This is a genomic window from Flavobacterium sp. LM4 (assembly GCF_002017935.1).
GTDB lineage: Bacteria > Bacteroidota > Bacteroidia > Flavobacteriales > Flavobacteriaceae > Flavobacterium > Flavobacterium chungangense.
In genome coordinates this window covers 1978315-2001806 of the sequence record NZ_MUFW01000001.1, presented here as the reverse complement: position 1 = coordinate 2001806, position 23492 = coordinate 1978315, and the positions used below count along the sequence as shown (strand labels likewise).

Sequence of the window (23492 nt, the reverse complement as noted above, 5' to 3'; positions counted from 1 at the left end):
AAAAAAGACAAGCAATTCTGGGGGAAATTACTTGCCTTTGAAAGAATTATTTAGCTTCAATAATACTGATCGCATAACCTCCACCCGGAGCAGATAACTGCGATAATTTTGATTTACTGGTTACAGCAATTTTCTTGATGGTATAAGCCTGCGGATTTGTTTTGTAATGCGCCTCTTTTGCATCAGCATAAATGGTTGCGGTGTATTTTTTACCTTTTTCAAGGAAACTGAAATCGATGTTTGAAGTACGCGGCGTTTCTCCGTTTACGTTTCCAACGAACCAGTTGTTTGTTCCTTTGGCTTTACGGGCAACAGTAACAAAATCGCCCGGCTCAGCCTCGATATATTTGCTTTCTGACCAGTCTACCGCTACATCTTTTATGAATTGAAAAGCATCCGGAAAACGGTTGTAATTCTCCGGAGTATCAGCCGCCATTTGCAACGGACTGTACATCGTAACGTATAAAGCCAATTGGTTTGCCAATGTGCTGTTTACGTGAGAGGTATTTCCGGGATTCATTTTACTGATATCCATTTCGAAGATTCCAGGCGTATAATCCATTGGTCCTCCGATTAATCTTGTAAATGGTAAAACCGTTACATGATTTGGTTTTGAACCTCCAAAAGCCTGATATTCTGTTCCTCTTGCCGCTTCGTTTCCAATTAAGTTTGGATATGTTCTGCAGATTCCTGTTGGACGGATTGCTTCGTGAGCGTTGACCATAATTTTATACTCAGCCGCTTTTTCGACTGCATATTGGTAGTGATTTACAATCCATTGGCTGTAGTGGTTTTCACCGCGAGGCAAAATATCACCTACGTAACCGCTTTTTACAGCATTGTATCCGTTATCGTTCATGAATTTGTAAGCTGCGTCCATGTGGCGTTCGTAGTTACGAACAGAACCTGAAGTTTCGTGGTGCATAATGATTTTTACGCCTTTAGATTTGGCATATTCATGCAGACCTTTCACATCAAAATCAGGGTAAGGCGTCAGGAAATCAAAAACATAATCTTTAGAATGTCCGAACCAGTCTTCCCAGCCTTCGTTCCAGCCTTCGACTAAAACAGCGTCAAAGCCTTGCTGTGCCGCAAAGTCAATGTATTTTTTTACGTTAGCATTATTTGCTCCGTGTGTTCCGTTTGGTTTAGCTTTTGAGAAATCAGAAACGCCTAATTGAACCGTTGGAAAATCGTTTGTGTAGGACCATGAGCTTTTTCCTGTAATCATTTCCCACCAGACACCCACATATTTTACAGGTTTAATCCATGAAGTATCATCAATTTTTGATGGATCGTTTAAGTTTAAAGTCATTTTTGAAGCTAAGATTTCTCTCGCGTCATCGCTTACCATAATCGTTCTCCAAGGTGAGTGGCTTGGTGCCTGCAAATACCCTTTATCACCTTTTGCATCCGGTGTTAACCATGATTCAAAAATCATGTTTTTATCGTCTAAATTCAGGTGCATACAAGAATAGTTGATCAAAGCTGCTTCGTGCAGATTGATATAAATCCCGTCATTTGTTTTTAACATCAAAGAAGTCTGAACTCCTGTTGGTGAAAAGTTTTTCTGCGAAACGTTTGCCGTATAGGCTTTTTCGGACAAACCTCTGATCTCTGATAATTTTGATTTGGTATAATCGTATTCCTGAGTATCATAATCTCCCGGAATCCAGAAAGCCGTGTGGTCTCCCGCCATTGAAAACTGAGTTCTTTCTTCCTTAATAATAAAATAAGTCAGGTTTTTTTGAGCTGGGAATTCATATCTAAATCCAAGTCCGTCATTAAACAAACGGAAACGGATTATGATTTGTCTGTCAGTACTTTTTTGATTTAAAGTTACCGCCAGTTCGTTATAATGATTTCTGATGTTGTCAACTTCTCCCCAAACCGGTTTCCAGGTTTCATCAAAAGTGCTGGTTTTAGTATCCACAACCGTAAAATCATTCAGTAACGATTTGGTATCGTTTTTAAGTTCAAGCCCTAATTTACTGGTTTTTACTACCTCCTTGTTTTTGTATTTCAAATTGTAAGCTGGAGTTCCGTCATTTTGAAGAGAAAATTCCATTACGAACTTCCCTTCCGGTGATTTTAATTGCTGTGCATTTGCAATTGAGCTGAATGCAAACAAGATTAAACTTGCGAAAAATAAGTTTTTCATATGATGATATTTATTGATTTTTAAAGGTCATATGTAATTCGCATATCCTAATTGGTATATTCGACCAATTTCCGGTCATGCTCATTTCATATTTCTAGTTTTAAAGTATTGTAATTTAATGAATTTTAGCGAGTTGCTTGCTTGCGATTACAGGTTTTCCATTTACGATAATAGTTAAATCCTGATCACCATCTACCATAAAAGTTGTTTCAGTATGATTTACTGTAACTTTTAAAATTTGATGCCTGAAATTAATTTTAAAAGAATATCCTTTCCATTCTTTTGGAATTTTTGGAGAAAAATGAAGCTGATCATTTTTAACACGCATTCCGCCAAAACCTTCTACGATGCTCATCCATGTTCCCGCCATTGACGTGATATGACAGCCTTCTTTAACTTCTTTATTATAATCGTCCAAATCCAGACGGGATGTCCGCAAATAAAATGTGTATGCCATATCCATTTTATCTAATGCTGCAGCCTGAATTGAGTGTACACAAGGTGAAAGCGAACTTTCATGCACTGTAAACGACTCATAAAATTCGAAATTGCGTTTTAATTCTTCTCTCGAAAAATGATCTTCGAAGAAATAGAAGCATTGTAAAATGTCAGCCTGTTTGATGTATGGTGAACGTAACACTCGATCCCAGGACCATTTTTGATTAATTGGACGCTGTGAACGATCTAACTCTTTTACCGGAACTAATTCTTTGTCCAGAAAACCGTCCTGCTGCAAATAAATCCCTAATTCCTCCGATTTCGGGAAATAAATGTTATCAGCTACTTTTTTCCATTCCTGAATTTCTTCGGCAGACAGTTTTACTTTTTCAAATATCCTTTTATGATCTTCCGGATATTCTGAAGCTACTTTTTCAATTTGTTCCGAAGCAAAATCAATACACCATTTTGCAATATAATTGGTATAGAAGTTATTGTTGATGTTGTTTTCGTATTCGTTTGGGCCTGTAACTCCCAAAATAACATATTGATTTTTGTCATTAGAAAAAGAAGCTCTCTGGTGCCAGAAACGTGCAATTCCGATTAAAACTTCCAAACCTTTTTCAGGAATATAGGAGTAATCTCCGGTGTAACGGTAGTAGTTGTAAATCGCAAAAGCAATCGCTCCGTTTCTGTGGATTTCTTCGTGGGTGATTTCCCATTCGTTATGGCATTCTTCGCCATTCATGGTCACCATTGGGTACAAAGCTGCACCGTTTTTGAAACCTAAATTATCTTTTGCATTCTCAATCGCTTTATCCAGTTGGTTGTAACGATAGGTCAATAAATTTCGGGCAACTTCCTGATCTTTTGTAGCCATATAAAACGGAATACAATAGGCTTCAGTATCCCAATACGTTGATCCGCCGTATTTTTCTCCGGTAAATCCTTTTGGTCCAATGTTTAATCGGCTGTCCTTTCCGGAATAGGTTTGGTTCAACTGAAAAATATTGAAACGAATTCCCTGTTGTGCTTTTACATCGCCTTCAATTGTAATATCTGACATTTCCCAGATTTTTGCCCAGGCATCAATTTGGTTTTGAAGCAAAGTATCATATCCTAAAGAAACTGCAGTTTTGATACATTTTTCGGCTGCAGCCAAAGTGTTTTCATGATTTAAGGAAACGGTATAACCGCCAATTTTCTGAATCGATGAGGTTTGCCCTTTTGCAATGATGGTTCCATACGTATATTGCACTTTATCGATAGTAGAATCAATTGCAGAAGGCGAAATATAAACGTTTTCACCATTGGCCAAAATCGTATTGTGCATAAAAGTAGTTACTTTAAAATGCGTTTTAAACGTTTTTGCTGTTACAAAAGCTTCACTATTCGATTTTTTTACCTCTAATGGCTTCCAGAATTTTTCATCCCAATTGGCATCTTCATTTGTTACACCTGCATCAATATACGGTTTGTATACAATTTTAGCGTCTTTGTTTAAAGGGGTAATATCGTATTTGATGATTCCTGCTTCATCTAAACCCAAAGAAAGAAAACGACGGACATTAACGGAGATTTCGGTTCCGTTTTTTAAAACCGCTTCAAAAGAACGATTGTACCATCCTTCTTTCATATTCAGTTCCCTGCGGAAATTCCGAACCTCATCACATGTGTTTAAATCCAGGTTTTCTTCATTGATTTCAATGTTAATTCCAATCCAGTTAGGCGCGTTTAATACTTTGGCAAAATATTTCGGGTAACCGTTTTTCCACCAGCCTACTTTGGTTTTGTCAGGGTAATAAATTCCTGCAATGTAGCTTCCCTGAAAAGTCTCGCCAGAGTACGTTTCTTCAAAATTGGCCCGCTGTCCCATAGCCCCGTTACCAAGGCTGAAAAGACTTTCAGAAGATTTGACACTTTCTGCGTCAAATCCTTCTTCTATGATGGACCAGTTGTCTGGTTTTATATAATCTTGGTTCATTTTTTTCAATTTAATGATTTAAAAATTTAAAAATTTAAAGATTTTCGAATAGTTCAAAATCTTAATTTTTAAATCTTTCAATCTTTTAATTCTTCAATTAAAGTTTCTATAAAGGTTGTGGAGATTTGGGTAAAATCCTTAAAAATATAATCAGCTTCATGCAGTATTGTTTCCTCACCAATTCCTACACTTGCCATTTCTGCGATATTTGCTGCCTGAATTCCTGCAACAGAATCTTCAAACACGATTGCATTTTTTGGATCAATATTTAGTAATTGAGCCGCTTTCAGGAAAACTTCGGGGTCTGGTTTTGCATTTGTAACATCATTTCCGTCAACAATAGCATCGAAGTAAAACAGAATTCCTGTTTTTTCCAGAATAGGTCTTGCATTTTTGCTGGCAGATCCCAGTGCAATTCCCTGATTTTTATCTTTTAATAGTTTTAGAATATTTAAAACTCCCGGAAGAATTTCGCTTTCATTCATATCAACCAAATACGATAAATATTCCTCATTTTTTTGAATCAGCCATTTGTCTTTGTCTTCCTGAGAAGCTTCAACATTCCCTAATTCAAGAATGATATCTAACGAACGAACGCGGCTTACCCCTTTTAAAAGTTCGTTGTGCTCATGGGTAAAATTTATATGTAATGCCTGCGCGATTTTTTGCCATGCCAAAAAGTGATATTTGGCGGTATCGACAATGACTCCGTCAAGGTCGAAAATGAATGCTTTTTTGCTCATTGTAAAAAGGGATCTTCTTTATGATTTTAGGATAGTGTCATCTGCATCTTTTACCTTGCAGACTAATGCAGCCGCGATTAAGAAACTTACTCCACTGGTAATCAAGGCGTAAATAGCATCACCATGATAAAGATATTTTACTATAGGCCCTCCGATCAATGCATTTACAATTTGCGGAATAACAATAAAGAAATTAAAGATTCCCATGTAAACACCCATTTTTTTAGGTGTAATCGAACCGGCAAGAATGGCATAAGGCATAGCCAGAATACTTGCCCAGCCGATTCCAATTAAAACCATAGGTAAAACTACCCAGTTTTCATCAGGCATGAAATAAATGGAGATTAAACCGATTCCTCCTATAATTAAAGAAAATGAATGTGTTGCTTTTCGTCCGATTTTTTTTGCGATATACGGCAGGAAAAACAAAGCTACAATGGCAGAAACAAAGTTGTAAACACCAAACAAAATTCCGACCCAGTCACCTGCGTTCTGATATTCCTGGCTAGAAGTGTCGCTAAGCGGTAATTTGTAAATGTGGTGGGCAATAGCAGGAGTTGTAAAAACCCACATACCGAATAATCCAAACCAGGAGAAAAACTGCACCCAGCTGAGCTGACGCATTGTTACAGGCATTTTTGCAAAATCTGTGAAAATATCGGTGATTTTTGATTTCTCCTCTGTATCAGAAATCACGTCATTTTGCGGTTCTTCAAAATTTGCCAACTCTTCCGGTGAATATTCTTTTGTGGTAAACAGCGTAACCAATATAGATCCAATTAATATTGCTGCTCCGATAATAAAAGACAATGTAAGATTCAGAGGTACATTTCCTGCAACAGTATTGTTTGAAACGTGAAACCATTTCGTTAAAACATAGGGCAATGCTGAACCAATAACCGCTCCAAAACCAATTAGGGATGTCTGAATACTAAAACCAGCTGTACGCTGATCTGTTCTTAAATTATCCCCAACAAGAGCACGGAAAGGCTCCATGGCAATGTTGAAAGAAGCATCCATAATCATCAGCATTCCTGCTCCTACCCATAAAGCCGGGAGTACTGCAGTAAAAATATTAGCTTGTGGCATTAAAATTAATCCAACCGAAGCTAGAATTGCCCCAACTAAAAAGAAAGGTTTTCGTCTGCCAAATCTTCCCCAGGTTCTGTCACTGTAATGACCGATAATTGGCTGTACTATTAATCCCATCAGGGGAGCAATAATCCAGAACCATGAAAGTTCGTGTACGTCTGCACCAAAAATTTGTAGAATTCTGCTGGCATTTGCATTCTGAAGTGCAAACCCCATTTGTATTCCCAGGAATCCGAAACTCATGTTCCAAATTTCCCAGAAACTTAATTTACGCTTTTCCATTATCGCAATTTGTAAAAATTATACGATAAGCGCTTTGCTTATCAAAACTTACTATTTATTTCGAAGTAAAAGTAAAAGCTTTGAACTGGGCTGTAAATATATAAATATATTTACGTTTTTTGTTTTATAATGGCAAATAAGAACGAACATTTTTTACTACAAGGTTGTAGAATGAATTAAATAAAAAAAAAGTACTACTAAAATGAAAAGTGATAAACGATAAAACAAAATTCAGGTTTAGACAGCTTATATCTCTTTCTATTTTAATGCTTTAAGAATTAATCTGTAGACTCTCTTTTTATAAGATGCGTTTCAATCACTTCGGTAGTATAATTTTCATTTTCTTCTTCATCGTCATGTTCGGCTTCCAGTCTTTCAATAAGCATTTTAGCCGCTTTGTTGCCCATTTTTTCTCCGCTCTGGCTTACTGTTGTTATACTTGGCGTAGAGTATTTTGAAATAATTCCGTCGGTAAAAGCAATTACAGCCAGGTCATCAGGAACTTTAAGTCCCATTTTGCTTGCTGTTTTTATAATGGTTACGGCAAAAAGCTCATTTACGGCAAAAACGGCATCAAAAGCCCTGTCATGTAAAAGCTGGCTGATTGTAATTTCGCAGGTATCTACATCTTCAATTTTTATAATTAAATCTTCATTGAATGGTAATCCGTTGTCTAAAAGTGCTTTTTCGTAACCATCAGTTCTGAGTTTTCCAACACTTACATAATCAACAGTCGTGACAAGGGCTATTTTTTTTCTTCCGCTATCAATAAGACTCTGAACCGCTTCGTATGCAGCAGATTTGTCGTCAATAATTACCTTATCACATAAGATATCATTGGTAACGCGATCAAACATTACTACAGGCATTCCCTGATTGATTACTTCTGTAATATGATGAAAATCCCCTTTGAATTGTGTTTCTTTTGAAAGCGACATGATAAAACCGTCGATGCTTCCGTTGGCCAGCATTTCCATATTTAATACTTCTTTATCAAAAGAATCATCCGATAAACAGATTACTACACTATATCCATTTTCATTAGCAACCTGTTCAATTCCGTTGATTACGGTAGAGAAAAAATAATGTACAATTTCAGGAATGATAATACCAATACTTTTGGTTTTTCGGTTTTTTAAACTAAGGGCAATGTTGTTGGGTTTATAGTTGTAAAACTTTGCAAAAGCCTGCACTTTTAATCGTGTTTCTTCACCAATTTCAGAGCTGTTTCGCAATGATTTTGAGACCGTTGAAATAGATACATCGAGCTCTTTAGCAATCTGTTTTAGGGTCACTTTTCGTTTCATGATGCTAATTTAAAAAAAATGTTATTGATAATAAAGGTATGTTTAATTTTCATAAATCATAATTTTACTCTTAAAAAAACGACGTAATATATAAAGTTTTCAACACTACCACGTTTGCGTAGGCCTATAAAAATGACTTGGTGTTGAGCATGTTAATTAATTCCTAATTTTGAAATTCGAAGTAAAATTAAAAGCTTAACTAACAATCTAAAACTCAAACTAAATTAAACAAAAAGTATGAAAACAATTTCTCAAAAGTTGTTATTTTTATTCCTGCTGTTTCCGTTTTTGATGCTTGCTCAGAGCACTATAAACGGTTCAGTTGCCGATAAAGCGACGGGACAGCCAATCCCAGGAGTAAATGTAAGTGTACAAGGTGCTCCGGGAGGAACATCGACTGGTTTTGACGGTAATTTTCAGTTATCGAATGCAAAAAGCGGCAATAAAATCGTAGTTTCATTTATTGGATACAAAACGGTTATTGTTGATTATACCGGACAAAAAACAGTAAATATCCTATTAGAAGAAGATACCAATCAACTTAAGGAGGTTGTAGTACAGGTAGGTTACGGAACCGTTAAGAAAAAAGATGCAACAGGTGCCGTAACGGTATTATCTGCTGCACAGCTTAACAAAGGGCCGGTTGGATCTGCAGATCAGCTTTTGGTTGGTAGAGCAGCAGGTGTCAGAATCACTTCTGATGGCGGTGCACCCGATTCTAATCCAAACATCAGAATTAGAGGAGGAAGTTCTTTATCAGGAAACAACAGTCCTCTTATAATTATTGATGGCGTGCCAATTGACAACACCAATCCTGCAGGAATCTCTAATCCGCTAACCTTAATAAATCCTAATGACGTAGATACATTTGCCATTTTGAAAGATGCATCTGCAACCGCAATTTATGGTTCCAGAGCATCAAACGGGGTGATTATCATTACTACTAAAAAAGGGGTCTCCGGAACTCCTAAATTCAACTTTTCATCTAATGTAACAATTGGAAAAGTTAACAATCCTGTTGATATGCTAAGCGGAACTGAATTTACTTCTTTCATGCAAAAATACCATCCAACATATACCAATTTACTTGGTATTCCAGACGGAACAGGCGCAACTGATATTCCAGGAACTCCTCAAATAGAAGGAAGAATTGTAGCTAATACGAACTGGCAGGACTTAATTTACAGAGAATCTGTTTCTACAGATAACAACTTTAGCGCAAGGGCTAACTTGTTTGGTAAGATTCCATTTAGAGCTTCTGTCGGATATGCCAAAAATGAAGGTGTAGTAAGAACAAATGATTTAGACAGATATTCTGCTTCTATTAAACTTTCACCAGTTCTGCTGGACAACAATTTAAAAATTGATTTTAATGCCAAAGGTCTTTCTGTAAAAAAGAACGCAATAGATGTTGATGCCGTAATTGGAAATGCCTTAGGAATGGATCCAACTAAGCCGGCTTATGACAATAGTGCAAGCAACAGATTTGGCGGATATTACCAGTTGCTCAACACAAATAACTCCCTAAGCGGACAGTTGAATCCTTTGGCGGTTTTAAATCAGAGATCACGTCCGGAAGAGGTTCAGAAATTATTAGGAAACATTGAATTAGATTATAAAATGCCTTTTCTAAAAGAACTGAGAGCTGTTGCAAATGGAGGTATCGAAGCTTCTAAAACCAAAATTGAAGAAGTTTACACGGATAATTCTATTCAGACCTATCAATTAGATAATTCTGCTGCAACTACACCTCCAACGTATGTGTTTAATCCGGGGTTACATTATGCAGAAAATCAAACAGTAACCAACAAAACATTAGATACCTATCTGGCTTATACTAAAAATTTAAACGGATTTGTATCAAGAATAGATGCTCAGGCAGGATATTCGTATCAAAACTTTGTAACAGACGGTAACAAAGAAATTTACAGATATAGCACCGTTAACGGATTAAGAGAGTTAACTCCAAATCTGGCAAACCCAAACAACCGATATTACAACGAACGAAATCTGCAATCGTTTTTTGGAAGAACAAATTTTGATCTGGTAAATAAATATTTGTTTACATTGACTTTAAGAGCAGACGGTTCCTCTTTATTTAAAGAAGACAGCAGATGGGGGTATTTCCCGGCAGCAGGTTTTGCGTGGAGAATTAAGGATGAAACGTTCTTAAAGGATTCAGGGACTTTTAAAGAATTAAAATTAAGATTAGGCTATGGTATAACAGGTCAGCAGGATATTACAAGTGCTGCAGGTTCTTATCCATATAGTGCTTTGTTTGGTTCAACCAGTGCTTCAAGTACTTATATTCCGGGTGTAAACGGATACTTTGCAAAGCCTTACAACGAAGATTTGACCTGGGAAAAAACAACAACTTACAACGTAGGGGTTGATTTTGAATTATTTGAGAACAGTATCGTTACCGGTAGTATTGACGCATATCAAAAATACACGAAAGATTTACTTTCTGTCGTTTCGGCTCCTCCGGGACAGGCATTAACAAACGAATTTATTTCGAATGTTGGGGAAATGGAAAATAAAGGTATCGAAGGAAACGTGAATGTGAAAGTGGTAAGCAGTACTGATTTCAATTTATCTGTAAATGGTAACATTGCGTACAACATTGGCAAAATTACCGATCTGAATAACAGACTTACGAATGTAGACAACACTTCAACGATTCCAAATGGAACAGGTCAGAAAATTGCGTATAATACTGTGGGTGAACAGCCGTATTCTGCATGGGTTTTTGAACAAATTTATGATTCAGACAGAAGACCAGTTGAAAATGCTTTTGTTGATAAAAACGGAGACGGAACTATTGATGATAATGACCGAATTTATGTAGCACTAAGACCTAACTGGACCTACGGTTTTGGTTTAACAGCTAATTATAAAAAATTCGACTTAACCACAACCTTCAACGGTCAGATTGGCGGAAAAGTATACAATGCAAGAAAACTGCAATCAGGATATTTAGACAAGGCTATTCCGCTTAACTCTACCAATTTAACTAACGTTTTAGATACTGATTATGTCTTTCAGAATGTAAACGGAAACATTCCTTTTTCTAATTATTATTTAGAAGATGCGAGCTTCCTGCGCTGCCAGAATATTACGCTTGGGTATAATTTTGACAATGTATTAAAAGGTGCGGTTTTAAGATTATATGCTGCTGCAAATAACTTATTTATTGTGACAGATTATACTGGTGTAGATCCGGAAAACTTCAACGGAATTGATAATAATTTCTATCCAAGATCCAGAACTTTCAGTTTGGGTCTGAATTTAGACTTCTAATAAAAAAATGTACAAATGAATCAATTTAAATTTAAAATAATAGGAGCAGCTTTTGTTCTTTTCTTATTCACTTCCTGTGTGGATGATCTGAATACAGAACCAAAAGTAGAATTGACTTTAGATAAGCTTTTACAGCAGGATCCAAAAGCGGTAGACGGTTTGGTATCTAAAATTTACGGAACCTTTGCACTTTCCGGACCAGACGGACCGGCATCTACGGATGTTGTTACAAAAGATGCGGGTGAAGCGGCTTTTTTAAGAAGTATCATCAACCTGCAGGAATTCTCTGCAGATGGCATGAAAAATCGTTGGGGTGATGATGGTTTAGACCAGCTAACCACCACAACCGGATGGAATCCAAATAATAAGTTTTTCAGGTATTTGTATGACAGAGCTTATTATACAATTCCTCAGGCCAGTAATCTGATTAAGATTTTAAAAACAACTTCTGTTGCAATTCCTGAAAAAGAAAACCATATAGCAGAACTTCGTTTTTTAAGAGCGTTAGCTTACTATTATGTGATTGACTGTTTTGGTAAAGGAGTTATCACTACCGAAGATGACATTAACACCTCGACACCTAAAAAAGAATCAACAAGAAAAGAACTTTTTGAATTTGTTGAATCGGAACTGAAAGATATCGAAGGAACCATCACAGCGACAAAATCGTATGGCAAAGCCGATAAAAACGTAGTAAGAATGTTATTGGCCAAATTATATTTAAATGCTGAAGTATATACAGGCACTCAAAGATATGATGATGCATTGTTATATACGAAAAAAGTCATTGACGAAGGAGGTTACACAATTGCGCCAAAATTCGTAAGTATCTTTTCCGGAGACAATAATACGTCACCTGAAATTATTTACACATTAATTGCCGATGCTGTTGTGAGTCAGGGTTATGGTAATACAACTTACATTGTAAATGGAAATTTAAGTACCGAAACAATGAATCCAAATGATTTTGGAGCAACTGATAACTGGGGAGGCCACAGAGCTACCAAAGCCTGGTACGGATTGTTTAATAACGGTGATTTAGCAGGCTCAACAGATGACAGGGCAAAATTGTTCTGGACAACGGGACATTCCTACGAAATGAACAACTATAAAACATGGACAGACGGTTATCCAAGTGTGAAATTTAGAAATTCCAACTTTTCAGGACCTTCCAATGCGACCAGTTTCTCCAATACAGATTTTCCATTATTCAGACTCGCAGACGCTTACTTAATGTATGCTGAGTGCGTTGTAAGAGGAGCTGCCGGCGGATCTGCCCAAACAGCATTGGATTATGTTAATGCCGTAAGAAACCGATCAAACGCCGGAGCGATTTCGACCGGAGAACTAAATTTAGATTTCCTTTTAAAAGAAAGGGCAAGAGAATTGAACCTTGAAGGACACAGAAGACAAGACTTAATTCGTTTTGGAAAATTTACCGGAGGATCCTATTTATGGCCGTGGAAAGGCGGTGTAAAAGACGGAACTTCTATTCCGGATAATTACAATCTGTATCCGATTCCAACAAGCGCTTTACAGTCAAATTCAAATTTAACCCAGAATCCGGGGTATCCTCAATCTTAATTTACAGAAACATGAAAAATATATTAAAACAAAGCATATTTCTGGTGTTGTTTACCACAATACTGTCTTGTAATCCGGATGATTATATAGTTGCAACTGCTTCTGAGGCACCAAAATTAGTGACACCCGCAACAGGTTTTAGCATTATTTTGTCAAAAGAAACTGAGAATAATGTTGCGACAGTAGTAAAGTGGGACGCTGCAAAATACACCGGTTCTCAAACTGTAATAAACTATACGATTGAAATTGCAAAAGCAGGAACTAATTTTGCCAACCCAATTTCTGCAGCAAGTACAACAGAACTTTCTAAAAGTTTAAAAGTATCTGAATTAAATCAGGCTCTTGTGAATGGAGGTTTTATTGAAAAACAGGTAAATGATGTAGAAATTCGTATAAAATCTGTTCTGGGAATATCAGGAATCCCTCAATACTCTAATGTTAACATATTTAAAGCCACTCCATATCGCGTGCCTTTGGCTTCGTCTCACTGGCTGGTTGGTGCGGCTACTCCCGGCGGCTGGTCATGGGAAGGTGATGCCGAAACTGAATTTCCATTAGTTATTGGAAAAACCAATATTTACAAGGTTACCGTTGTTCTTAAAAGCGGAGAAGCTTTTAGAGAATTTTTAGGAAATAACTTTACAAATGACGGCAACTGGGATTCTAGCCATAACTACACTTACTACAGCGGATTAGGCTTTACTATTGATTCAGAATTAGTAAATGCAGGTGATGGAGATGCCAATTTTAAATATACCGGACCAACCGGATCCAGGGTTTTAACAATTGACAACGCTGCAAAAACAATAACATTGGACTAATTTTTAGTCTCAATATTGAAAAGGCTATCTATAATGGTAGCCTTTTTTTATAATACTAACTAAACCAGTCACTCTTATTATGAAAAAAATTATACTCACATTAGTTCTTTTACTAACAATAAGTGTCTTTGCTCAACAGCAAAATGTGACCTATACTGTAAGCCCTACTACTTTTGAAGAAACAAATACGATTACCATAACCATAAACGGAAGCAGTATCAATGAAACGACCTGGGGCATTGCCGCAACTCACGAATTGTATTTATGGGCATGGGGTTTCGATATTAATGACACCACTACAAAAGGAACACCAAATAACGGCTCATGGACCGCTTCAAGCGCAGCGAGTATGTTTACGTATAATGCAGGAACAGACACTTACACCAAAACTATTACTCTTGTTAACTATTACAATGCAACCGGAATTGGCAGAATCGGTTTTTTGGTCAAAGCCAAAGACGGAACCGGAGATAAAAAATCACAGGATATTTTAGTCGAAGTAGGTACTTTTCAGGTTACACTTACTTCTCCTGCAGAAAACAGCTCAGCTATTTTAGTATCAGGGGCTAATTTTAACATTGCTGCGACAAATACCAATGGTTTTGCGAGCTATGTATTAAAATCAAACGGAAACACTATTAATACAAATGCAAGTACGGCGAGTTATTCCTTTAGCCACACTAACATTACAGCGAATCAGAGTTATGAATTATTGGTAACGCAGGGCGAAATAACCATTTCAAAAAAGTTTTCGGTTATTGTAAATCCTAATACGGTTTCAGAAGCTATGCCTACCGGTTTGGCTGATGGAATCAATTACAACACAGCCGATGCTACAAAAGCAACTTTAGTTCTGGATGCGCCCTTAAAAGATTTTGTTTACGTGGCCGGAAGTTTTAATAACTGGCAGCCTTCATCGATGTATGCCATGAAAAAAGACCCGACTTCAGGGAAATTTTGGCTTGAATTATCAGGGCTGGTTTCGGGAGCGAATAATACGTTTCAATATTGGGTAGGAGATGCTACACCATTGGCCAATTCTCCTTCATTAGTTAAAGTGGCAGATCCGTATTCTACTTTGGTTCTGTCTCCTTATGATGATGCTTCCATTCCTGCCGCCAATTATCCAAATATGCCTGCTTACCCATCAGGACAGCAATTTGAAGTAACCGTTTTAAAAACCGGACAAACACCATACAACTGGCAGGTGACCAATTTTACAAAACCTGAAAAAGATAAACTGGTAGTGTATGAAGTTTTGGTTCGTGATTTTGATGCCAACAGAAATTATCAAAGCCTCATTGACCGTATAGATTATTTTAAAAACCTGAAAATAAACGCTATCGAATTAATGCCGGTAATGGAATTTGAGGGCAACGAAAGCTGGGGTTATAATACTTCTTTCCACATGGCTTTAGATAAATTCTACGGAACTTCGGATAAATTAAAAGAATTAATCGATCTATTCCATCAAAACGGAATTGCAGTTATTCTGGATGTGGCTTTAAATCACGCTTTCGGAAGAAATCCGATGGTCAGAATGTGGATGAATGATCCTGACGGAGACGGTTTCGGATCACCAACCGCAGAAAACCCTTATTTTAATACTGCTGCCAAACACAGTTACAGTGTTGGAGAAGATTTTAACCACCAGTCCATCAGAACTCAGAATTATGTAAAACGTGTTATCAAACAATGGGTTGAAGAATATAAAATTGACGGTTTACGTTGGGACTTAACCAAAGGGTTTACGCAAAATTGTACGGCTTCAGATGAAACTTGTACAAATGCTTATCAGCAGGACAGAGTTGATGTTCTAAAATCATACGCAGATTATTCATGGAGTCTGAATCCTACACATTATACTATTTTCGAGCATTTAGGAACTGATTTGGAAGAACAGCAATGGGCAAATTATAAAATTGCAGAATCGCCAAGCAAAGGAATCATGATGTGGGGTAATCTGAATGGTGCTTATAATGAATTATCTATGGGATACACAGGTAATATTTCCAGAATGACAAGTTCAAGCCGAGGTTTTACTTCAAATCGTTTAATAGGTTATACCGAAAGCCATGATGAAGAGCGTCTGATGTATAAAAACATTCAATACGGGAATTCAACAAATTCAGCACACAATGTAAAATCATTAAGCACGGCTTTGTCAAGAATGTCAGCTATTGGAGCAGTTTCATTACTGGTTCCGGGACCAAAAATGATCTGGCACTTTGGCGAATTAGGCTGGGATTCTTCAATCTTCACTTGTAATAACGGAACCGTAAACGATGCTTCGGCGACGATTTCAGGAGACTGTAAATTAGATACCAAACCTCAACCACAATGGACAGGAAACTGGCTCGGAAATACTGCCCGAAATAAAATTTACAACGACTGGGCCAAAATGATTACGCTCAAAACCAAAGAACCGGTATTTTCAGGAACAGCTACAATGGCAAATACAAGTTCTTTGTATCCAAACATTAAAATTACCAATGCAGCTTTAAATTCTACTCAGCTTAAAGATGTATTGATTATAGCCAATTTTAATGTAACAACACAAAACGTTGCCACTGGTTTTTCGTATTCTGGAACCTGGTATAATTTAATGGACAATAGCACAATAAGTGTTGCCGATGTGAATGCTGTAATAAGTATTCCGGCAGGTGAATTCAGAATTTACGGAAATAAACAAGCCAGTCTGGCTATTGAAGATTTTGAAAAAAGAAATTCAGTGAGTTTGTATCCAAATCCGGTTTCAAATTATTTTACATTGAATTCTACTGCTGTAAAAGTTGAAATTTATGCAGTCACCGGTCAATTGGTAAAAAGTTTTGTAACCAATGGAAATCCTGATTTTCAATTTGGCGTAAGCGATTTAAAACCGGGCTTATATATTGTAAAAGCACTTAATGAAAATAATGAAGTACAAGTAATGAAGTTTATTAAAAAATAAACTTTTGGTTAGTTTAGTAATGCAAAAAGGCTGTCCGCGTATGGACAGCCTTTTGTTTTTTATTACTCTTAGAGGTTAGTTTTCTTTATCATATTCTCCTGTTAAAGAAAAGTAACCAAAAACTCCAAGTCCCAAAACAATTAAGGGAGTCAGAATAAACAGGATGATAATCCCAAATACTAAATCCTCTTGCTGGTCAGATAAAAATTTTGGCAGACCAAATTCAAAAACACAAAAATAGGCAGCAGCAATTGCTAATACGATCCACAGAATTCCCAAGGCTCTTTTTATAAAATTCATTTTTCAGCAGATTAAAGGTGAGAGTTTTTATTTTTATTATCGATATAAATCATTCCAATTACAAAACAAACAGAGGCAATTACAATAGGATACCAGAGTCCATCCAGATAAAAGTCCTGTTTTCCTGCTGCTTTTGAATGAGTCACAAAATAAGTCGAAATCGCAGGAAGCAAACCACCGAAAATTCCGTTTCCAACATGGTAAGGCAGCGACATGGATGTATATCGAATTTTAACCGGAAACATTTCAACCAAAAAGGCCGCGATTGGCCCATACACCATCGTTACAAATAATACCTGAATAAATACTAAGAAAATCAGACTCCATTCGTCACTCGAATTAATAGTAACAGAGGTAGTAACCTGAGCGTCTTTTTTAGCAGCAAAATGCGTCTTTTTTTCAATAGAAACGGTTCCGTCAGTAAATTCTTTATGAGTCGTGTAAACGGAATCTTTAGCAGGAGTTAGTTCAACGGTAGTTTTTGTTTTTTCTGTAATTTCTGTTTTAAGCGTAGTATCTGTTGTGGTGTACATTGCCTTATAAATTGGTCTGTACAGCAAAATGGCCAGCAGCATTCCCCCCATCATAATATATTTACGGCCTAATTTATCACTCAGCCATCCAAATACAATAAAAAACGGAGTACCTAATAAAAGTGCAATTCCTAATAAAGTATCAACCTGTGAAGAATCTATGTTCATTACAGTTTTCATAAAACTCATAGCGTAAAATTGTCCGGTATACCAAACAACTCCCTGCCCCATTGTAGCTCCAAATAAAGCCAGCAATACAAATTTTAAATTGTAACGGTTTCCAAAACTTTCCTTTAACGGACTGGCACTTGTAGTTCCTTCTTTTTTTGCTTTTGCGAATTCAGGAGACTCATCCATATTTTTTCGGATGAGGTAAGAAACTCCAACCATAACGATCGAAACCCAAAACGGAACACGCCATCCCCAAGTGTCAAAATCCTCAGCAGAAAGAACCGTTTTTGTTGCCAGGATTACCATCAGTGAAATAAACAAACCAACTGTTGCGGTAGTTTGAATCCACGAAGTCCAATAGCCGCGTTGTCCAACCGGGGCATGTTCGGCAACGTATGTGGCTGCTCCACCATATTCTCCGCCTAATGCAAGTCCTTGCAATAAACGTAAAATCAGAACTAATAAGGGTGCAAAAAATCCAATAGTTTCATAACTCGGAATACAGCCTATCAAAAAAGTAGAACCACCCATTAATAACAAGGTAGCCATAAAAGTATATTTACGACCAATAATATCTCCCAGTCTTCCAAAAAATAAAGCGCCAAAAGGACGAACTACAAATCCTGCGGCAAAAGTCGCCAATGTCGATAAAAATGCTGCTGTAGGGTTGTCGCTGGGAAAAAACTTTGTTGAAATTACAACGGCTAAACTTCCAAAAATATAGAAATCATACCATTCAATCATGGTTCCCATTGAAGAAGCTGAAATCACTTTCCAAATGCCCTTTGTAGATGTATTACTCATAAAATGCAAATAATGTAATTGATAATAAATAATTAATTAAAATATTTTTTTACGAATATAAAAGATATTTATTTATTTGACTGATACTTTTTTAACAAAAGCAGATTAATTGTGTATTTTACATTTTTAAGCAATGAGAAAGCTGTGGTAAATGAAAAGAAAATGTTGACAGCAAATGACGCAAAGAACATTAAAGGTTCACAAAAGTTGTAATAAGCATTATAAACCTTTAATGCGCTGTGCGGTTTTAGAATTAATCAGAGGGCAAGAAACATGGAATTTTTTCTTACTCTGTATGTTTAATTACCTTATTTTAGGAGATATTTTTTAAAAAACTTAAAAGCCCTATCTCTTTTTTAATCATTTTAATCAAAAGCAATCCGAAAAGCAGCAAAAAACCAAACCCACTCACTAGTATGTAAAGATAAAACCCATTTGAAAAACTTTCTTTAAAAACAGGTAAGAGGAGCGTAAAACCTGCAATATATATCAGATAAACTACCGGTGTAAAAACGTAATGAATTTTTTTTCTCCATTGATAAAAATGTTGTGCCAGCTTACTGTATTCAATCAAAGAAACATCTGATTTCAGGTTCTTTAATTTTTCCATACTAACCCACTCTAAAACAATACGAAATATAAGCATCGTAATCATAATGCTTAATCCTAAACTAAATAACGTTTGTTTATAAGCACCTGCCCAAACATAATAAAAGATTAATATCACAGCGGTTACGCTTAAAATTACTCTGGTCCAAAAATGATTGCGTTTAATTTTTTTGGTATATTCCTCTGCTTTTTTAACAATATCAGCGACCACTGGTTTTGAATCTGGATCGATTTGCTGGTTCCAAATAGTTTGTAAGTCTTCAAATGTTTTCATTTTGTACGCATTGAGTTAAACTTTTTTTAATTCGATGAATTCTAACGCGAAGAGCTTCCTCGGTTATACCAATTACTTCTGCTATTTCAGAATATTCTACGCTATCTAAAGTCATTAGAATTATCATTTTATTTATTTCTTCAAGTTTTTGTATGCACTGATACATTTGTTGAAGTTGTTCTTCTTTTTCATCCGAATACGATTCTGAAACAACCTGAGGCTGAATGTGAGTCCTTATTTCTTTTTTAGAAGATGATTTTCGCAAGTAAAGGAGACAGGTATTTACAGTGATTCTGTAAATCCATGTACTAACACTTGATTCATTACGGAAAGTGTCTAATTTCTCCCATATCTTAATGAAGATTTCCTGAGTCGCATCCGAAGCCAATGCTACATCTCCACAAAAATAACCTTTACATAAACGAAACACCTTAGGATAATGGCTGTTGTATATGTTGTTAAATTGTTCTTTGATACTCACCTTATTTTATTTCTGATTTTACTTTTTCCATAAACCACTCCGGCTGATCATACATTACAAAATGAGCCGATTTTTCTGCGTAATAAATTTTAGCAGACGGTAAATTTTCGTATTGACTGTTATATGTATTTTGTACGGTATTAATATCTGGATTTGTCGCTGCGAGAATCACTACCGGAATTTTAATTTTAGCAATTTCTTTTCGTAAATCTAAATTAAGCATGTCAATATAACCATAAACATAGGTTTTTCTATCCGCAGTTTTCATCCATTCTGCAATTGTTTTTTGCTTTTCTTTATTAAAGCACATGTAAGAAACCGACTGGGTATTCATAGCATTGAACGCATTTGTATCCATAGCAAGCATCATCTTGCTCTGCGGATTGTCATAAGGAATAATATCTCCTTTGTAATTAGGAATCATTAAAGCTGCATTTGCAGGTAATGCATCAACAATAATTGCTTTTTTGAACAGATTTGTTTCCTGAGACGCTAACCACAAACTCAAAGTTCCTCCCAAACTATGACCAATTAATATGGCTTTCTTTAATTTTTTAGTTTTTACATAAGCAATAACCTGATCCTTTATAGTAGACAACCAAGGGCCTTCAATCGGAGGAACATTCCCAAATCCTGCAAAAGTAAAAACGTGGCATTCGTAGTTTTTAGACAATTCGGCTACCACTTCATTCCATACTTCTCCTGTACAGCCAAAGCCAGGGAATAATAAAACAGGATTACCTTTTCCTTTCACCTCTAACTTAAAGGCAGTTTGAGAAAAAACAGGTCTTGAAACGATAAGCATAAATACGATAATTAAGATTGATTTTGTTTTCATGATGTTTGTTTTTAAAAAAATTTACCTTTTGATGCAGCACTATATTATTTGTTACATCAAAAAATCTACTTTTTTAAAAAAAAACTTTCAATACCTGATTTTAGTGGCTATACGAATAATAAAAATTTATTCAGATTATAATTTTTGCCTCATTTCTTAACAAATTTTACGACTTATAATTGGCTTCTCTAATTTTAAATCCAAATAGGGATCTAAAGCTTCGGCTAATTTATTCATGCAATAAAAACTGTTTTGAAGATTGTTAATTTCAGCTTGCAAGGTTTCGAATTCTCTCAATACACTTAACTTGCCGTATTACCTTAGCCATGTCTCCGGGATTAATGTTATTTTTGAAAAAATCGATTAGTCTGATTTCTGTTTCTTCTGAAAGATTATTTATACTCATAATTTTAGAATTTAAATATTGTAAAAATCATCAGAACTTTATTTAATTTGAAATCCTATTGCGGTCAAGCCTAATTATTTTTTTAATTTTATAGCAAATCCAAAAGCTACAAATGATTAAAACCAAAAAATATCAACTCACAAAAAACGAATACTTTTTATTTCTTATCAAACTTGTATTAAAAAGACGATGGTGGCTATATGCTTTTATATTATTTCTTGCTGTTGCACTTCTTTTTAGGGATAATAAAGACACATCAGATAATTTCATAATCGTATTTGGTTTTGCCTATCCGCTAATTACATTATTTCAATTTTGGAGATTTGCAAATTCAAAGGAAAACAAGATTATTTTTAACGAAAGACAACATAAAATCTTTCCTGATAAAATTGTTTCTCATATGGGAGAAATATCTGAGAGTACAATTGATATAAACAACTTTATAAAAGTTTTTGAATTAAAAGATCTTTATCTTTTATATCTATCAAAAGGTCAGACATTATTTTTTCCAAAACGAATTTTCGAAACTCCAGAAGATGAAAATTGGTTTAGAAATGAGGTGTTTTTGAAGATCAAAAACAGATAAAATTTTGGTAGAAGTCTTTTTCTTCCAAACATAAAAAAAATCTCCAGCTATTGATTGGGTTATATTATTCTTTAAAATGAAGAAATTCATCTAGTTTGTTCATTTCGAAGAACGAGAAATGACAAGTTTGTGGTTAAAGAATTGCGGAAAAAACCTTTGGCAAAGTTTTAAACTTTGATAAAGGTCTCTCATATCGTTTGGAATTTGGTACTTTAAAAAATTAGAATTTATTTCTCCAACAATTCTAAAATCTTATCCACATTCACTTCACTATAATCATTAATATAAAAATGGCATGGCGGAAGTTCTTCTTTTGTATGTGTACTCAAAACACCAACCACTTTCATTCCGGCATTTAATCCTGCTGTAACGCCCGAAAAAGAATCTTCGAAAACCACACAGTCAGACGGAGAAACCCCTACACGCTCTGCTGATTTCAGATAGACTTCGGGATTTGGTTTATGAAACATAACGTCTTCGCTTGACATCATCGAATCCATTTTTTTATCAAGGCCCAGGAAATTGGCAATCAAATCTAAATTGGCCCGAGGCGCAGATGTTGCAACAGCTGTTTTAAATCCGCAGGATTTTAGTTCGCTTAAAAATTCTAAATAATGCGGAATCGTTTCTACTTTGTCTTTATAAATCTCACGAAACATCGCTTCTTTTTCATATTCCAGTTTGGCCAATTCTTCTCCCGTAATTGGACGTTTGAAGAAATGTGTCATGATATATCCGTTATGTTTTCCGTACATATGTTCTTCAAATTCTTCATTGGTATACGGAATTTTATATTTATCAAAAAAGGTTTCAAAAGCGACGACATGATGTGGATTGGTGTGACAAATTACGCCGTCCATATCAAAAATTACACATTGCTGGCTCATATATTTATTATATTTTTTTAACGGTTGCAAGATAGCGGTTTTTCCACGGAGATTCACGGAGGTTTTTCGCAGAGATTCACAAAGTTTTTTTGAATCATGCAGAGTTGCAAAGTTTTTTCTCGCAGATTTAAAAAGATTTAAGCAGATCAAAGAGATTACTTATTTCTAAAATCTTAAAAATAAAATCTGAAGAATCTGCGTGAAAATATTTTTATCTACTTACAGGATTTAGAAAAAGCTTTTTAAATCTCGCAAAGGCGCTGAGACGCAAAGTTTTTTTTCTCGCAGATTTAAAAAAGATTTAAGCAGATTATTTATTTCTAAAATTTTAAAAAGTAAATCTGCTAAAATCTGCAGAATCTGCGCGAAAATGTTTTTAAATTGACTTTGCGAGATTAAATTTTGAGAGGCTAATTTGGATTTAGCGACATCCCGGAATACACTAAAAACAAAAAAGCCTTTCCGTTAAGAAAGGCTTCTTTTTAAAAGCGGTCTGGACGGGACTCGAACCCGCGACCCCATGCGTGACAGGCATGTATTCTAACCAACTGAACTACCAAACCCACTGCTTTATTGTGACTGCAAAAATACAATAGAACTTTGATTCTGCAAGGTTTTTTGCGTTTTTTAAACAAATAAAAACGTTAATTTTTTAACGCCCTGATTTCTATGAAAATAGAAACTTCAAAATGCCTTAAATCAAAAAAGCCATCCACAAAGTGGAAAGCTTTTCATTGGTCTAACTACTAAACCGAGCTGAGAGTTACAAATTCTCAGCAAAACAACACAACTAATCTTAGATACCGTATTTGGGCAAAAAAGCCTTTCCGTTAAGAAAGGCTTCTCCCAATATTGCGGTCTGGACGGGACTCGAACCCGCGACCCCATGCGTGACAGGCATGTATTCTAACCAACTGAACTACCAAACCTCTGCGTTA

The 23492-nt window shown here is 35.8% G+C and carries 16 protein-coding genes and 2 tRNA genes; 5 read left to right on the top strand and 13 right to left on the bottom strand.

Annotation, left to right across the window (positions count from 1 at the left end):
• Window positions 1–46: 46 nt before the first annotated feature.
• From BXU10_RS08930 to BXU10_RS08910, 5 genes are all read right to left on the bottom strand, one after another.
• A complete protein-coding gene (locus BXU10_RS08930; protein WP_078227034.1) occupies window positions 47–2161 on the bottom strand; it encodes a glycoside hydrolase family 97 protein in 2115 nt (704 codons plus the stop codon).
• Window positions 2162–2276: 115 nt separating this feature from the next.
• Window positions 2277–4583: a glycoside hydrolase family 65 protein gene (locus tag BXU10_RS08925; protein ID WP_078227033.1), complete on the bottom strand. Its 2307-nt coding sequence runs from the start codon at window positions 4581–4583 to the stop codon at window positions 2277–2279.
• Window positions 4584–4660: 77 nt separating this feature from the next.
• Window positions 4661–5326, bottom strand: a complete 666-nt coding sequence (gene pgmB / locus BXU10_RS08920) for a beta-phosphoglucomutase (RefSeq protein WP_078227032.1) — start codon at window positions 5324–5326, stop codon at window positions 4661–4663.
• An 18-nt stretch (window positions 5327–5344) separates the two neighbouring features.
• Window positions 5345–6700: an MFS transporter gene (locus BXU10_RS08915; RefSeq protein ID WP_078227031.1), complete on the bottom strand. Its 1356-nt coding sequence runs from the start codon at window positions 6698–6700 to the stop codon at window positions 5345–5347.
• Window positions 6701–6978: 278 nt separating this feature from the next.
• Window positions 6979–8007 carry a LacI family DNA-binding transcriptional regulator gene (locus BXU10_RS08910; RefSeq protein WP_078227030.1) on the bottom strand — a complete coding sequence of 343 codons (1029 nt, stop codon included), beginning with the start codon at window positions 8005–8007 and terminating at the stop codon, window positions 6979–6981.
• A 237-nt stretch (window positions 8008–8244) separates the two neighbouring features.
• Between BXU10_RS08910 and BXU10_RS08905 the strand changes: the two genes are divergently transcribed.
• The 4 genes from BXU10_RS08905 to BXU10_RS08890 all read left to right on the top strand — a co-directional run bounded on the left by BXU10_RS08905 (window position 8245) and on the right by BXU10_RS08890 (window position 16665).
• On the top strand, window positions 8245–11307 hold the full coding sequence (locus tag BXU10_RS08905) for a SusC/RagA family TonB-linked outer membrane protein (protein ID WP_078227029.1): 3063 nt from the start codon (window positions 8245–8247) through the stop codon (window positions 11305–11307).
• A gap of 15 nt (window positions 11308–11322) precedes the next feature.
• Entirely contained in the window at window positions 11323–12891 is a 1569-nt protein-coding gene (locus BXU10_RS08900; protein WP_078227028.1) for a RagB/SusD family nutrient uptake outer membrane protein, read from the top strand.
• 11 nt (window positions 12892–12902) lie between these two features.
• The gene (locus BXU10_RS08895; RefSeq protein ID WP_078227027.1) at window positions 12903–13712 is read left to right on the top strand and encodes a SusE domain-containing protein; all 810 of its coding nucleotides are present in this window, start codon (window positions 12903–12905) and stop codon (window positions 13710–13712) included.
• Window positions 13713–13791: 79 nt separating this feature from the next.
• Entirely contained in the window at window positions 13792–16665 is a 2874-nt protein-coding gene (locus tag BXU10_RS08890; RefSeq protein ID WP_078227026.1) for an alpha-amylase family glycosyl hydrolase, read from the top strand.
• A gap of 75 nt (window positions 16666–16740) precedes the next feature.
• On the opposite strand, the gene BXU10_RS08885 is transcribed toward BXU10_RS08890, so the two are convergent.
• The 5 genes from BXU10_RS08885 to BXU10_RS08865 form a co-directional block, all read right to left on the bottom strand.
• On the bottom strand, window positions 16741–16965 hold the full coding sequence (locus BXU10_RS08885) for a DUF6814 family protein (RefSeq protein WP_031454172.1): 225 nt from the start codon (window positions 16963–16965) through the stop codon (window positions 16741–16743).
• Window positions 16966–16976: 11 nt separating this feature from the next.
• Complete coding sequence (locus tag BXU10_RS08880) at window positions 16977–18473, bottom strand: MFS transporter (RefSeq protein ID WP_078227025.1); 1497 nt, start codon at window positions 18471–18473, stop codon at window positions 16977–16979.
• Between the two features lie 313 nt (window positions 18474–18786).
• Window positions 18787–19356 (bottom strand): hypothetical protein, encoded by a 570-nt coding sequence (locus tag BXU10_RS08875; RefSeq protein ID WP_078227024.1) that lies wholly within the window; start codon window positions 19354–19356, stop codon window positions 18787–18789.
• The gene (locus BXU10_RS08870; protein ID WP_078227023.1) at window positions 19343–19837 is read right to left on the bottom strand and encodes an RNA polymerase sigma factor; all 495 of its coding nucleotides are present in this window, start codon (window positions 19835–19837) and stop codon (window positions 19343–19345) included. The genes BXU10_RS08875 and BXU10_RS08870 overlap by 14 nt, the downstream gene beginning before the upstream one ends.
• A gap of 1 nt (window position 19838) precedes the next feature.
• Entirely contained in the window at window positions 19839–20675 is an 837-nt protein-coding gene (locus BXU10_RS08865) for an alpha/beta fold hydrolase (RefSeq protein ID WP_078227022.1), read from the bottom strand.
• Window positions 20676–21193: 518 nt separating this feature from the next.
• Between BXU10_RS08865 and BXU10_RS08855 the strand changes: the two genes are divergently transcribed.
• Window positions 21194–21667 carry a YcxB family protein gene (locus BXU10_RS08855; protein WP_078227021.1) on the top strand — a complete coding sequence of 158 codons (474 nt, stop codon included), beginning with the start codon at window positions 21194–21196 and terminating at the stop codon, window positions 21665–21667.
• Between the two features lie 227 nt (window positions 21668–21894).
• Here the strand turns inward: BXU10_RS08855 and BXU10_RS08850 are convergent, their stop codons facing one another.
• The 3 genes from BXU10_RS08850 to BXU10_RS08840 all read right to left on the bottom strand — a co-directional run bounded on the left by BXU10_RS08850 (window position 21895) and on the right by BXU10_RS08840 (window position 23483).
• Complete coding sequence (locus BXU10_RS08850; protein ID WP_078227953.1) at window positions 21895–22554, bottom strand: HAD family phosphatase; 660 nt, start codon at window positions 22552–22554, stop codon at window positions 21895–21897.
• Window positions 22555–23043: 489 nt separating this feature from the next.
• Window positions 23044–23117 (bottom strand) — tRNA-Asp (locus BXU10_RS08845).
• A 292-nt stretch (window positions 23118–23409) separates the two neighbouring features.
• Window positions 23410–23483, bottom strand: a tRNA-Asp gene (locus tag BXU10_RS08840).
• Between the last annotated feature and the right edge of the window lie 9 nt (window positions 23484–23492).

Coding starts and splice junctions, on each gene's coding strand:
- BXU10_RS08895 (WP_078227027.1), top strand. CDS start 12,903: ATGAAAAATATATTAAAACAAAGCATATTTCTGGTGTTGTTTACCACA.
- pgmB (WP_078227032.1), bottom strand. CDS start 5,326: ATGAGCAAAAAAGCATTCATTTTCGACCTTGACGGAGTCATTGTCGAT.
- BXU10_RS08850 (WP_078227953.1), bottom strand. CDS start 22,554: ATGAGCCAGCAATGTGTAATTTTTGATATGGACGGCGTAATTTGTCAC.
- BXU10_RS08930 (WP_078227034.1), bottom strand. CDS start 2,161: ATGAAAAACTTATTTTTCGCAAGTTTAATCTTGTTTGCATTCAGCTCA.
- BXU10_RS08865 (WP_078227022.1), bottom strand. CDS start 20,675: ATGAAAACAAAATCAATCTTAATTATCGTATTTATGCTTATCGTTTCA.
- BXU10_RS08910 (WP_078227030.1), bottom strand. CDS start 8,007: ATGAAACGAAAAGTGACCCTAAAACAGATTGCTAAAGAGCTCGATGTA.
- BXU10_RS08900 (WP_078227028.1), top strand. CDS start 11,323: ATGAATCAATTTAAATTTAAAATAATAGGAGCAGCTTTTGTTCTTTTC.
- BXU10_RS08890 (WP_078227026.1), top strand. CDS start 13,792: ATGAAAAAAATTATACTCACATTAGTTCTTTTACTAACAATAAGTGTC.
- BXU10_RS08855 (WP_078227021.1), top strand. CDS start 21,194: ATGATTAAAACCAAAAAATATCAACTCACAAAAAACGAATACTTTTTA.
- BXU10_RS08925 (WP_078227033.1), bottom strand. CDS start 4,583: ATGAACCAAGATTATATAAAACCAGACAACTGGTCCATCATAGAAGAA.
- BXU10_RS08885 (WP_031454172.1), bottom strand. CDS start 16,965: ATGAATTTTATAAAAAGAGCCTTGGGAATTCTGTGGATCGTATTAGCA.
- BXU10_RS08880 (WP_078227025.1), bottom strand. CDS start 18,473: ATGAGTAATACATCTACAAAGGGCATTTGGAAAGTGATTTCAGCTTCT.
- BXU10_RS08905 (WP_078227029.1), top strand. CDS start 8,245: ATGAAAACAATTTCTCAAAAGTTGTTATTTTTATTCCTGCTGTTTCCG.
- BXU10_RS08875 (WP_078227024.1), bottom strand. CDS start 19,356: ATGAAAACATTTGAAGACTTACAAACTATTTGGAACCAGCAAATCGAT.
- BXU10_RS08915 (WP_078227031.1), bottom strand. CDS start 6,700: ATGGAAAAGCGTAAATTAAGTTTCTGGGAAATTTGGAACATGAGTTTC.